Source organism: Moraxella sp. CTOTU49803, from assembly GCF_032097965.1.
GTDB classification, from domain to species: domain Bacteria; phylum Pseudomonadota; class Gammaproteobacteria; order Pseudomonadales; family Moraxellaceae; genus Faucicola; species Faucicola tetraodonis.
In genome coordinates, this window is the sequence record NZ_DAMCJP010000017.1 from 16,612 (window position 1) to 30,060 (window position 13,449).

Consider the following 13,449-nt stretch of genomic DNA (forward strand, 5'->3'; position numbering starts at 1 on the left):
TTATTTAATCACGATTAAATTACCATCATCAAAGCCTATGGTAATATGCGGTACTTGCGAGAAAAGTTTTTGTGAAAAGTCCATGTTTTTAAGATAATCGCTTAACACAAGTTGGACAAAATCTTGTATAACTTCCCGACTCATACCATAAAAGCCTAAAGGATAATCGGGATATTCTGGTGTATAATCTATAAAACATGCCCAGTCATCATTATGAGAATCGTATCTTTTTGAACCCATAACATAAAGTTGATAGCCTACCTCATATTGTCCACTTTCAAAAATTCCAAAATTAATTGCAACTATTTCATTCGGTAAATTATTATTGACGTTTAAATCATGCAAATAGTTTTGCAAACATTCTTCTTCATTAAACATACTAGACCTGATTTAATCCTTTCATCCCAATAAAATTCCGACTAAACTGATACGCCACGCGCCCAGAGCGTCCACCGCGTTCACTGGCAAAGCGCAAGGCAGCGGCTTTTGCTTCCTCATCAAAGGGCAAACTTGCTTGCGCCAAATAATGCGCACAAATATCCAAATACACAGGCTGGGTCATCGGATGAAACGACAGCCATAGCCCAAAGCGGTCAGACAACGACACGGTTTCATCAATCGTCTCGTACGGATTGACTTCATCGGTTTGCCCATTATAAATACTCACATTGTCTTTCATCAGTTGCGGTAGTAGATGACGGCGGTTACTGGTCGCATAGACGAGTAGTTTGTCTTGCTCGCTATCTAGCGCGCCATCGAGCACGCTTTTGAGCGTGCGATAATTCTCATCTTGCCCATTGAACGCTAAGTCATCACAATACACCACATAATGACAGCCATGATTGGGCTGGGTTGTATGAAGATATCGTACCGCTTGGCGAATCGGCTCTAACATCACCAAATCATCTCGTGACACTTCGATAATACGAAGACCATCGGCTTTATATTGATTGAGCAATGCCCGAATGAGCGACGATTTACCTGCGCCGCGTGTGCCTGTCATGAGTACATGATTGGCAGGTAAGCCTGATAAATACTGGCGCGTGTTTTGAATCAGTTTATTTTTTTGCCCATCAATGCCAAGCAAATCATCCAACGTCAATCGCAAATCTACGGTTAAAGGCACCAATTCACCGCTGCCCGTGCGGCTATTGGATTGCCATCGGTAGGCAAGCACGCTGGGGTCAAGTTGTATGGGCTTGGGCAGCTGCGTCTGTAAAAATTGGGTGATTAAGTGTTCTAAATTAGCGGGTAAACTAAGGTTAGCGGGTAGAGTGAGTTGCGACATACAAGGGTTCTTCTGAGTTGTTTTTTAAGTAATTGGTTTTTAAATGAGGGGTTTTTAAGCGTTTTTGCGGTATTTAATCCGTATGATAGCAAAACTCCGTTAGATTACCCATTATCTTTGTAAACATTGCCGCATAACACTGGCTTTTTGTTTACAAAAAAATTCAATTCAGTTATAAAGTTAGGCTTTATGATAAAATTTGTTAAGGAAGATCAATGAATGCGCAACAAGCCATCGCCTTTAGTATCAAGCCTCTCACTTTTGCTATCGTCATGCTGGGGATTCACGGCTGTGCCACGCAGCCTAGTGCAAGTCAACCGCTGTCTCAACGTGTGTTGCAAGCCAACCAAAATTTGCTCAGTCGCCAAAGCTATGCTTATGACTATCGAGTCAATGTGGTGCGCCCGCCCTTACGTAGCGCACAAGCGTTAGCTGCAAGCCCTAATCGTTTAAAACTTATCGGGCAGCTGAGCAAAGCACAGCACCTTGATGCTCGCCAACAAGCCTTGGTCACAGAAGGGGTCAATCACCAAACCCGTGAACAAAGCGAAGTGGGGCAAGTGATGGATATTTTAACCAAGCGCTTTGAGTTTGCCTCCACAGGTGTGGTAGATCTTCGCCGAGGGCAAATGTCAATCGTGCCTGAATTTCGCTATGTGCAGAACAATGCAGGGGCGTTTATTAAAGTGCCGCTTGCGGCTGATTTTGCGCGCTCCAAAGTATATGCTGACTTGTCGGGACTCTCTGAGTTTGCCACCGACCCGCAATATGATGGACGGTACATTGAGTATGACTATAGCAAACTGCTAAAAGATAAAAAGATAGATAAAAGAGCCTTATTCAAGGTATTTGAACAGATGTCACTGCTAAATGCCACCCTTGCCAAAGAAAGCGACTATCAGTCATTAGCTTTGACTAATGAAGATAAAGCCAAAGGTGTGAGCCAGCGCATTGGCTACCGCATTAGCTACAATCAAATGCTAGCGGAGTATTTGTTGTTCTTTCACGTCAATAAGCGCTACCTAAAATCATTCATCAATCCAGCCGATTTTGTCAAAGATGATGAGCTAAAGCAGCTTGGCAGCCTTGCCGTTAGCCCACGGTATCTGATGAAAAAAGCCTTTGACAGCCATGAGTTGGCAAGCGTTGAGGAAAAAGCGTATGAATCTGCCATGCGCCTGTATGAAGCTATTGATAAAATGCGCGCGCAATCAGATGACAGCGCTGCTGACCCAGCCAGTGCCGATGCTGCAGAGGCAATGGACAGTTTAGAGACTCAAACAGCCACTGACGAGTCAACCACTGATGAGCCAACCACAGACGAATCAACCAGTGACGAATTGGGTCAAACTGCAAAAGCCTTAGCAGCCTTTGACAAATACCAATCAGACAAATTGGTCAGTGCCGCTGCACTGGCAAAAATCATTGAGGCCAATCCGCAAGCGTTTAAAGCGCTGCAAGCTGAAATAAGCAAAGAGGCAAATAGCAGTTTTATCTCAATGGATGATGACATCCGTATCAGCTACGGACTCAACCGCCAAAATCAACTACTCAATATGGTGGCAATGAGTGATTTGCCATCATTTGAAAAAACCATGCCGACAACCAATCAGCCTAAGACCCAAATGCGCACAGTGGTTAACTTTTATGATTATGGCAAAGCCCGCGTCAATCCTGATATCTTCAACAAGGCAATCACTTGGCAACAAGCATCAAAAGATAACAATCTATTGGCGGCGACAAAACAATCCAAAACCTTTGACAGTGATAAAAATTTAGAAGCCTTGTCTTATAGCCTACTCAAACAAAACAAAGGGTTTGTCGAGACCTTTGTCACCCTTTATACCTACCAGTTTGTGTTGCAAAAAGATGAAGCCAGCCTCAATGAAATAGATATGGCGGCGCTAAACGCCGCTGCAACCAAACTTGCAAAAATACAGGCCGATAATTATGCGGTCATGAATACCGATAGCCGTCAGCAAAAAGCGATTACAGATGTTGATGCGTATGTCGATGATGAGCTTGCCGAACATATCGCAGGGATTGTTGATAAAACCTATCGTAATCAACAATACTTGCAACAGATTGCCAAACTTAAAGCGCAAGGCAAATCTGACGCCCAGATTTTTAGCCAGTTGTATCAAACTATCAGCGACAAACCCAGCGATGTAGAAAGCGCAGCTGCAGTGGCGGCGGAAGCTGCAGCGGCAGTAGATGTTGTTGAAGAAAGCGAAGAACAACAAGCATGTTCGCTATTGTTGGACACAGATAAACTTGATAAAACATCACGCACCCGCCTTGCCAAAATCTGTGCAAAAATCGACAAAGCCACCGCCCAGGAACAGGCAGCCAGCCAACGATCTGGCAGCGCTGATACTGCATCAAGCGACGCCGCTGCATCCGTCCGCATGACGGCTGCCGATATCGCCAAGCAAACGCAGGCGCGCGATAAGTTTAATCAATTACTGGGCGAAATCGCTATCGAAGATATGCAGACCCAAGCCAAGCATATCAGCCTATCTGATGAAGATGATGAGTTAATTGAAAAACTCAAACCTCATTTTGAGGCGAGCTATGATTTTAATTATGATGCCTACAAGGCTACCTATCAGTTGTTGCTTTTGAGCCAATAAGCGGACAAACGAAGCATCAACTGCTGATGACCCATATAAAACAGATAAAAAAAGCGGGATAACTGATGTATCCCGCTTTTTGTACGTCAATCACTCGTGCCATTTTTAACCATGACAGGTTTATAATACAGTACGAATACTTGCCGCTTCATCGAGCATTTTATACAAGCTATTGACTTGCTCGGCTTCTGTCAAATATACATTAGCGCGTACGGAGTGGAAACGGCCGGTACGCGATGGATTGATAGTCAAACTTGCTAAATCAAATTCAGGAAATAAACTACCCAAAATTAATTTTACTTCATCGAGTAGCGTGTCTTTGTGACCCTCATGACCGATGATGCTAAGCGGATAATCCATAGGAAAATTCCACAATTCTGGGTGCTGGATATCCGTAGGTTTCGCCGCTCGCGTACTACATGCAGCGGCTTCCAAGTTATTGAGTGTAATTGTTTTATCGTTCATAGCATCACCTAAGGTTGTATAAATTTCTTTAGGGTCTAAATGAGGGTAAAACCGATAATTTCAAGACATTAGAGTTTGGCGTTGAAAAAAGCGCCATTCATAAATCTATTCATAACCCCATTCATAACCCAATTCATAAAAAGCCACATTTATAGAAAAACCACATTCACAAACTCGCCCATAAAAAAACCGAGAACATTGTCTCGGCTTTTTTGGATGGATATAACATTAATCATTCTCTAGGAATGAACGTAAATGTTCAGAGCGAGAAGGGTGGCGCAGTTTACGCAGCGCTTTGGCTTCAATCTGACGAATACGCTCACGGGTGACATCAAATTGTTTACCCACTTCTTCTAAGGTATGGTCGGTAGACATATCAATACCAAAACGCATTTTAAGCACTTTGGCTTCACGTTCAGTGAGGTTGGCTAACACTTCACGGGTAGCTTCTTTTAACCCTTGTGCGGTTGCTTCATCCACTGGGCTTGAGATGCTCGAATCCTCAATAAAATCACCCAAGTGACTGTCTTCGTCGTCCCCAATTGGGGTTTCCATTGAGATTGGCTCTTTGGCGATTTTGAGTACTTTACGGACTTTGACTTCGTCCATCTCTAAGCGTTCGCCCAATTCCTCAGGGGTAGGCTCACGTCCCATTTCTTGTAATAGCTGGCGCGATACACGGTTGATTTTATTGATGGTTTCAATCATGTGCACAGGAATACGGATGGTACGCGCTTGGTCAGCAATCGAACGGGTGATGGCTTGACGAATCCACCAAGTGGCATAAGTGGAGAATTTATAACCACGGCGATATTCAAATTTATCTACCGCTTTCATCAAGCCAATGTTACCTTCTTGAATCAAATCAAGGAACTGCAAACCGCGGTTGGTGTATTTTTTAGCAATCGAGATGACCAGACGTAAGTTCGCCTCAACCATTTCTTTTTTGGCGCGGCGGGCTTTGGCTTCCCCCACAGACATGTTACGTGCAACCACTTTCATTTGGTCGATGTTCATACCAAGATTTTGCTCATGCTGCTGGATACGCCCTTGATACTGTAATACTTCGTCAAGTACCCGCTCTAACGTGTCAGCAAAGGCAGGTTTGCCTGCGATACGGTTAGGGAGCCAGTCAAGGTTGGTTTCATTATGCGGAAAGGTTTTGCGAAACTCATCTTTTGGCATTTTACCGCGGCGAATCACTAGTTTCATGATGTGACGTTCGTTTTTACGCACGTCTTCATACACTTCACGCATCATATCCATGATATTGTCAGAGACGCGGCTATTGAGCTTAAATAGCATAAAGCAGTTGGCAAGCTCATTCATCGCCGCTTTGACGACGTCGCTATCACGGTCATGAGTGGCTAATAAATCTTTGACCTTGGTGAACAATTGCTCTAATTCTTCAAAGCGCAGACGCACTTCTTCAGGGTCAAGACCGCTCGCTTCTTCGGTATCGGCATCTTCACTGACTTCGCCATCGGCTTCTTCGATTTCATCGGCGTTTTCAGCTTCATCGTCGAGTTCATCCTCGGCTTTGTCGTCTTTGACTTTAGGTTTGATAATCGGTAACGCGATTTCCACCTCTTCGTCATCGGCAAGCGGGATGACATCAGCGGCTTCAGGGTCAAGAAAACCTGTAATAATATCCGAGACTTTCTTTTCACCTTCAAAGGTTTGGTGGTATTCATTAATGAGCATGGCAACCGTACCTGGCCAAAAGGTCATGGCATGTTGTACATCTCGAATACCATCTTCGATACGCTTAGCAATCGCAATCTCGCCTTCACGGGTGAGTAGGTCAACCGTACCCATCTCACGCATGTACATACGCACAGGGTCAGTGGTGCGACCTGGCTCAGATTCTACTGAGGCAAGTACCGCAGCGGCTTCATCGACAGCAATTTCGTCATCATCCGCATCATCGCTAAGCATAATGTCGTCTTCATCAGGCGCGGTCTCAAAAATCTTGATGCCAACGTCTGTGAGCATTTGAATAATATCATCAATTTGGTCACTTTCAGTTACCGATTCGGGGAGTTGGTCGTTAATCTCAGCATAGGTGAGATAACCTTGCTCTTTACCTAATTGAATCAGCGTGGCTAATTGAGAAGTTGAATGTTCGCTCATGAGGGCTCGCTTTGATATTGGTTAAAAAAATAAATAATGTAATAGCACGACAAATAAGCTAATGACTGTATTTCTTCATTTTTATCAAGGGATACACCCTGCAAATGACAGTCGAGGACTAAATAAAGATTTAGTATGATTAAAAAGCGGTAGTCAACCTATTATTATAACGGATTATATGAGGTTCGCGGGGAGAAAATTAAAGGCAAAGCGGGTAAGTTTTCGCTTTATGCGGCATTTCGCGCAGTTTTTGGCGGGTTATTTTGGTAAATCAATCGATATCAAGCTCGATTGCCCCTCTGACTTGACAACAGCAGGGTAGGATTTCGTCATCGTCTAACATCACGAGCGGCGGGTAAATATAGTCGATGCGGGTGTCATGGTGGCGACGGCGGTATTTGAGCTTACAAGTACCGCAATAACCTTCAAGGCATTGGTGATTGGCAGGGATTTTTGAGCGAAGCATGCCTTGTAGCAACGTCTCGGCGTCATGCAGATAAAACTGCGTGTTGTTGGTAAAAATCCATGCCATAATCGATTATATTGCCTAAATAAAATAAGCGTATGACGAATTACAATTCAAAATCATCAAACGCATCATCGCTGAGCTCTGCGTCAATTTGACCGACTAAGTAAGAGGTGATTTCTGACTCTTGGGGCGCGACTTGCACGTTGTCTGAGGACAGCCAAGCATTGATCCATGGAATTGGGTTGTTTTTAATTGCCGCAAAAATAGGCGGTAAGCCAATCGCATCCATACGTAGATTGGTAATGTACTCAACGTATTGCACCAAGATATTTTCATTCAAGCCAATCATTGAGCCATCTTTAAACAAGTATTTTGCCCATGCTTTTTCTTGTTCAGCCGCGTCTTTGAAAATTTCAATGGCTTGCTGTTGGCAATCTTGCGCGATTTCTACCATGTCAGGGTCATCTTTGCCCGATTGCATCAAATTAATCATATGCTGGGTGCCGTTTAGATGCAGCGCTTCGTCACGGGCAATCATTTTGATGATTTTGGCATTGCCTTCCATCAGTTTGCGCTCAGCAAAGGCAAATGAACAAGCAAACGACACATAAAAACGAATCGCTTCTAGCACATTGATAGCCACCAAACATAGGTACAATTTCGTTTTAAGCAGGCGTAAATTAACCTCAACGGGCTTGCCATCAATGACATGACGACCTTCACCGTATAGGTTATATAGCTGAGATAGTTGGTACAGCTCGTCATAGAACTTGGCAATCCCTGTCGCGCGCTCTAGGATAAAAGGATTGTCAACGATATCGTCGAATACTTTGCTTGGGTCGTTGACCACGTTACGAATAATGTGGGTATAGCTACGAGAATGGATGGTCTCAGAAAATGACCATGTTTCAATCCAAGTTTCTAATTCAGGGATCGACACCAGCGGCAGCAGCACGACATTGGGGCTACGACCTTGAATCGAATCAAGCAAGGTTTGGTATTTTAAGTTGCTTAAGAAGATATGCTGTTCATGCACTGACAAGTTGCTAAAATCCAAACGGTCTTTGGAAACGTCAATTTCTTCTGGACGCCAAAAAAACGATAATTGCTTTTCAATCAACTGCTCAAAAACAGGGAATTTTTGTTGGTCGTAACGTGCCACATTGACAGGCTGACCAAAAAACATCGGCTCAAGCAATGGGTCATTTTTGGTTTGGCAAAAGATGGAATATGACATAGCGGTGAATCTTCTTCAATCAAAGTTCAAGACAAGTGGCGTAGCAGTATCACTTAACAAGTAAATCAGCTAACAAATAAGCAATTGGCTAGTGTGCTTGGCTATTATAGATAACAACATATAGAAATTGCAATCCACCCAAGGATTTGATTTTTAAGGATAAAATTTATAACATATTGAAATATATACATATTCTTATATCAAAAAATAACTAATTAAATTCATTGACATTTGAGAATCTATATATTGTGTTTTTATTTTACTACGCAATAAAAAAGACGACTGTCAAAGCCGTCTTTTTGGTCAGATGGGACGATTAGCCAAGATAAGCATTGTACATCCACACCAATTTTTCTTGTTCTTGCACATAGGCAGTCAATTGGTCGGCAGTACCTTGATCGTCATCTTCATCCGCTAAATCAATGATTTCACGTTCTTTAGCGATGGTCATAGTCAGACCCGTTAAAATACCTTTCACACATGCCACACCGTCAGAGACGTTTTTGTCTTCTTTGATGCTTGAGATTTTTAAGAAATCGCTATAAGCATGTAGTGGTGTACCTTGTAAGGTCAAAATGCGTTCAGCAATTTCATCAATCTGGATTTGTAGCGCAGTATATAACTCTTCAAACTTCACATGGAGGGTAAAGAAATCTGAGCCACGCACATTCCAGTGATAACCACGAACATTGGTATAGAACACATGATAGTTGGCCAATAAGGTATTTAATTGCTCAACAATGGCGCTCATGTCGGCAGCGGCTAGACTGATATCGCGTGTTTTACTTGAGGCAGATTTTGAAGCGGTAGATTTGGCGGTAGTCACTTTTTCACCTGATTTATCGTTATTGTCTAATTGTTCTGAGTCTTGTTTGGTTGCTGATTGTTTTGTAGTGGCTTGTTTTGCCATGTTATTATCTCCTAAAATGATGATTTTTATTTGTTTAGGACTTAATTGTAAGCCTAAACAATATGTTATTAAAATTAATCGTTTTTATCAGTACGTTTAATTTTATCAATTAAAATATACGGTATTACCCTAAAAATAATATCAAACATTTGGCGCAGCTGTGTGCAAATTTGGTAAATAGTTTTGCTTGCTGCCATAAAAAAACTGCAGTTTTTTAGCTGCAGTTTTTGTGGTCATCAATAAGTAGTTTTTTCTTAATTGTTGTCTTAGTCTTAATTGTTTTCTGGAAAATATTTATCAGTCGGTTTATCGGTTAAATCAAAACCTGGTTGTCCGATGTTTTGCTGTAAATGATGACGTAGGGTATCTATTGGGAATTTTTGGTTGGCAAGGCGTTTGGGTACGATTTGGCTGCCTTGTTGGCTTTCACCCGTTTTTGGATTTTTGACATCAAACATCATAAAAATATAATCAGGCGTTTCTTGCCAGTTGGTGACATTGTCCCATTTGATGACCGCTTGCTGCATACCGCTACTACGCACCAAAGGCTGATTGTAGCCGCGTGGCATGGCAGGCATGTTGGGTGCAGGCATGGACATCACTACCCCGTGCTGCTGTACGCCAAGTTTGATTTGTTGCATCTCTGGCGGCATGCTTTGGCTTGCCATTTGTTTTTCAAATTCTCGTTTGACATACCATTTAAGACCGTAGGTACGCGCCAGCAAATAAATCACCACACCCACGAGCATCAACCAAAAAACAATGGTGGAATAACCGTGCACAAAAATCAGACCTAAAATCGCTAGCACCACGATGACTGCCAAAATTGCCCAAGTTTTTGGGGTGATTTTGGTCAAAGTTTGGTTGTTGGCATCAAACAGCTGTAGCTGTGCTTGACGAAACTCGTCCTCGGTCAGATTCAAATCCACAGGTTGTAGGGTGTAAGGGTACAGCGCCATAAACAATTCACTCGCTATCAAACGATAGTTACAAAACGATAAAAGAAGGCTTATCTTACCCAACCTTGACCCAAAAATAAACCTGACAACGCACTTTTTGATAAATTTTTGTTTTACCGCAAGTATAGCGAGGGGCGAACGCCGATAAGCGCATACCGCTAAATCGTCAATTTGCCGTGTATTTCTAGTCGCTACCGTGAAAAATCGCTGCAATCTTGGTATCATACACGCTGATATCAACAGCCATTTTGCTGCTTTAACTCAAGTTTGAACAATTTAAGGAACTTATCGCCATGATCGACCCAAAATTACTGCGTACAGAACTAGACACGGTCGCCGAAAAACTTGCCAAACGCGGCTATGAGCTTGATAAAGCATTTTGGCAGCAAGTCGAAGAACAGCGCAAATCCATTCAAGTCAAAACCGAAGAGCTACAAGCCAAAAAAAATGCGGGCGCCAAACAAGTCGGCTTGATGAAACGCAATGGCGAAAATACTGACGCCTTGATGGCAGAAATGGCAACCATCAGTAGCGACATGAAACAAGCAGAAGACGCGCTCAAAGCCCTGCAAGATAAAATTCAAGCGGCAGCTTTAACCATCCCAAACTTGCCTGATGACAGCGTGCCGGCAGGTAAAGATGAAAACGACAATGTCGAAATGCGTCGATGGGGTGAGCCGCGCCAATTTGATTTTGAGGTCAAAGACCATAGCGACTTGGGCGAAGACTTGGGGCTACTTGACTTTGAAATGGCGGCAAAACTCACTGGCTCACGGTTTAGCGTGCTAAAAGGTCAACTCGCCAAACTCAACCGCGCTTTGATTGCCTTTATGCTTACTACCCATACCGACAAATACGGTTATACGGAAATGTATGTGCCGTATATGGTCAATGCCGACAGCCTACTTGGTACAGGGCAGCTACCAAAGTTTGAAGAAGATTTGTTCAAACTGCGCGGTGAAAAAGAGTATTACTTAATTCCGACTTCAGAGGTGCCACTTACCAACAGTGTGCGTGACAAAATCCTAGACCCCGAAGCTCTGCCAATAAAAGTCACTGCCCATACCCCCTGCTTTCGTAGTGAAGCGGGCAGTGCAGGACGAGATACGCGCGGCTTGATTCGTCAGCACCAGTTTGAAAAGGTGGAAATGGTGCAAATCGTCCATCCTGAGAGTTCAATGCAAGCCTTAGAGGACATGACAGGACAAGCGGAATATATCTTGCAGCAGCTTGGTTTGCCGTATCGGGTGATTGTGCTGTGTGGCGGTGATATGGGCTTTGGCGCGGTGAAAACCTATGATATCGAGGTGTGGCTACCGTCTCAGACTACCTACCGTGAAATCTCTAGCTGCTCAAACTGTGGTGACTTCCAAGCGCGCCGTATGCAAGCCCGTGTCAAAGATGGCAAAAAAACTGAGCTGGTGCATACCTTAAATGGCTCAGGTCTTGCGGTGGGTCGGACTTTGCTAGCCATCATGGAAAATTACCAAAATGCGGATGGTACGATTACGGTGCCTGAAGTGTTACGTCCGTATATGGGTGTTGATGTGATTGGTTAGTGGTAAAATTGAAAAAACAGCCAGTTTCTTGACTGGCTATTTTTTACTTAAAAAGCTTTATTTACTGATATTTAGGCTTTATATTGATTAAATAATTTTCTATTTTTTTGCCACTTCGCATGTATATAGGAGCGGTATCGAGGTCATAGGAATATTTTTATTTTTTATTTAAATTATTATCTTCTGGATTATTGAAAAACCCTATCCCGAATTTAAGTTAAATATTTTTACTTCATCTTCGGAAATACTTTCTGGTAACTTATTCAATATTTCCCAAGAAATAATTGGTGTCGTATTCATTATTTGCTGAATTTTCAAACATTTATTAGAATTTGATAGCCAAGAAGTATCCCAAAAATCTGAGGCAAACTTATGTTTATCAACCTGCTTACATAATTTTTCACTAAATGAATATTCATTTAATTTACCTTTTAATACTCTCTGTAACCAAATTTGAGAAAATCCAGAGTTTGGCATATCGGAAAATTTATTGAACAGCAATTTTTCCATTTCATCTCTATTAGGTGAGATATTAAGTAAATCACTGATAAATGCACAGCAAATTGGTAATGACTTTGGATTTTTAATCGCAATATCTATCAAAATACTTATATTTACATTTGGATTAAGGTAAGACTCTTGAAAATTTGCGATGTCTCTCAGTTGTGTAATTAGCCTAACTAAGCTTCCAGAGTTTGGGTGATTTTTTCCATGCTCACGTATCAGTAACAGCTTTTTTTGTAAGCTCACTTTGTCATGAAACACTATTTCTATTGAAGAGAGTTTATCCGTTTTAATAGAGTTAGAAATTACATCATTACTTGCTAACGTCTTATGAGGGTTCAACTTTAATCCAAATGGTTGCAATAGTTCTGATAATATCCTAATTATATTTTCACCATCACTTTTATTTTTAACAAAAATACGGTAATCATCTCTGTATCTTAAAATTTGATATTCAAAAATATTTTTCTGCTTTAAGTTTGATGTCAAAATTAAATCTAAATAGCTAAATAGTATTTCTGCAATAAAATCCATTAAGACAGAACCCTGTGGAATACCATTAGTTTGTCTATTCTGCATTTGTTGAATACATTTATCAACTTTATTACCTAAATAGTTTTTCTGATTACCTACTACATCTTTGTCATTTCTATAGTTTGCCGTTTTAGCTAGTTTTTTACCATCTATTGCCCAAGCAATTGAATGTGTATATATTGAACTATAACAATCAGCAACATCGGCGTGAAAAATATGGTCATATTCTAAAGATAATAATATAGATTTTTGCTCAATCGCTTCCCACCATTGCAATATTTGTTCAGATTTATTTGATGTACTATTATTAAGTGATTGAACGGGAATACTAAAACAAGAAACTTTAGAGTGATGTTTAACTCTTTTAAATCTGTGTTGTATTCTTGCCCAGTTTTGTTTTTCTGTTATACAATTAACTAATGCTAAATATGCTAAAGGATGAATAAGCTGAATTGGTCTCCAAGATAAATTACCATTTTTATTTGCATAAATAGTGTGATTTAAGTCAAGTGTATCAGACATATTTTTTAAAGTAGATAATCCTAGTTGACTTGATAAAGATTTACCTGATAATTCAACTGATAATTTAATTAATAAGTCTTTAAAAGAAAAATAAAGTGGCAATGGTAGGTTACAGTAACTCTCATTTTCTAAAAAAAATTGGTGTGCTTCATCTGCTGTTAAATCTAAAACAGATGGTCGGAATGTAACTCTCCCCTAAAATAAAACAGCTCAGACGTAGAATTTCTTATAAACTA

At 41.4% G+C, this 13,449-nt stretch carries 11 protein-coding genes; 2 read left to right on the top strand and 9 right to left on the bottom strand.

What is annotated here, in order from left to right:
* Both RT422_RS11615 and RT422_RS11620 read right to left on the bottom strand, forming a co-directional pair.
* Positions 1-378 carry a hypothetical protein gene (locus tag RT422_RS11615; protein ID WP_312176668.1) on the bottom strand — a complete coding sequence of 126 codons (378 nt, stop codon included), beginning with the start codon at positions 376-378 and terminating at the stop codon, positions 1-3.
* A gap of 1 nt (position 379) precedes the next feature.
* Complete coding sequence (locus tag RT422_RS11620) at positions 380-1,288, bottom strand: ATP-binding protein (RefSeq protein ID WP_313422395.1); 909 nt, start codon at positions 1,286-1,288, stop codon at positions 380-382.
* Between the two features lie 215 nt (positions 1,289-1,503).
* Between RT422_RS11620 and RT422_RS11625 the strand changes: the two genes are divergently transcribed.
* Positions 1,504-3,921 (top strand): hypothetical protein, encoded by a 2,418-nt coding sequence (locus RT422_RS11625; protein ID WP_313422397.1) that lies wholly within the window; start codon positions 1,504-1,506, stop codon positions 3,919-3,921.
* Positions 3,922-4,041: 120 nt separating this feature from the next.
* On the opposite strand, the gene RT422_RS11630 is transcribed toward RT422_RS11625, so the two are convergent.
* The 6 genes from RT422_RS11630 to RT422_RS11655 form a co-directional block, all read right to left on the bottom strand.
* Positions 4,042-4,386, bottom strand: a complete 345-nt coding sequence (locus RT422_RS11630; RefSeq protein WP_253852179.1) for a YbeD family protein — start codon at positions 4,384-4,386, stop codon at positions 4,042-4,044.
* A gap of 228 nt (positions 4,387-4,614) precedes the next feature.
* Entirely contained in the window at positions 4,615-6,519 is a 1,905-nt protein-coding gene (gene rpoD, locus RT422_RS11635; protein ID WP_313422399.1) for an RNA polymerase sigma factor RpoD, read from the bottom strand.
* A gap of 271 nt (positions 6,520-6,790) precedes the next feature.
* On the bottom strand, positions 6,791-7,051 hold the full coding sequence (locus tag RT422_RS11640; RefSeq protein WP_144917817.1) for a 2Fe-2S iron-sulfur cluster-binding protein: 261 nt from the start codon (positions 7,049-7,051) through the stop codon (positions 6,791-6,793).
* Positions 7,052-7,091: 40 nt separating this feature from the next.
* A complete protein-coding gene (gene nrdB, locus RT422_RS11645) occupies positions 7,092-8,225 on the bottom strand; it encodes a class Ia ribonucleoside-diphosphate reductase subunit beta (RefSeq protein ID WP_313422402.1) in 1,134 nt (377 codons plus the stop codon).
* 316 nt (positions 8,226-8,541) lie between these two features.
* On the bottom strand, positions 8,542-9,135 hold the full coding sequence (locus tag RT422_RS11650) for a Dps family protein (RefSeq protein ID WP_409520132.1): 594 nt from the start codon (positions 9,133-9,135) through the stop codon (positions 8,542-8,544).
* A 272-nt stretch (positions 9,136-9,407) separates the two neighbouring features.
* On the bottom strand, positions 9,408-10,094 hold the full coding sequence (locus tag RT422_RS11655; protein ID WP_095356022.1) for a YcxB family protein: 687 nt from the start codon (positions 10,092-10,094) through the stop codon (positions 9,408-9,410).
* 293 nt (positions 10,095-10,387) lie between these two features.
* On the opposite strand from RT422_RS11655, the gene serS reads away from it, so the two are divergent.
* Positions 10,388-11,653: a serine--tRNA ligase gene (gene serS / locus RT422_RS11660; protein ID WP_313422406.1), complete on the top strand. Its 1,266-nt coding sequence runs from the start codon at positions 10,388-10,390 to the stop codon at positions 11,651-11,653.
* A gap of 201 nt (positions 11,654-11,854) precedes the next feature.
* On the opposite strand, the gene RT422_RS11665 is transcribed toward serS, so the two are convergent.
* Entirely contained in the window at positions 11,855-13,315 is a 1,461-nt protein-coding gene (locus tag RT422_RS11665; RefSeq protein WP_313422408.1) for an RNA-directed DNA polymerase, read from the bottom strand.
* Positions 13,316-13,449 lie beyond the last annotated feature (134 nt).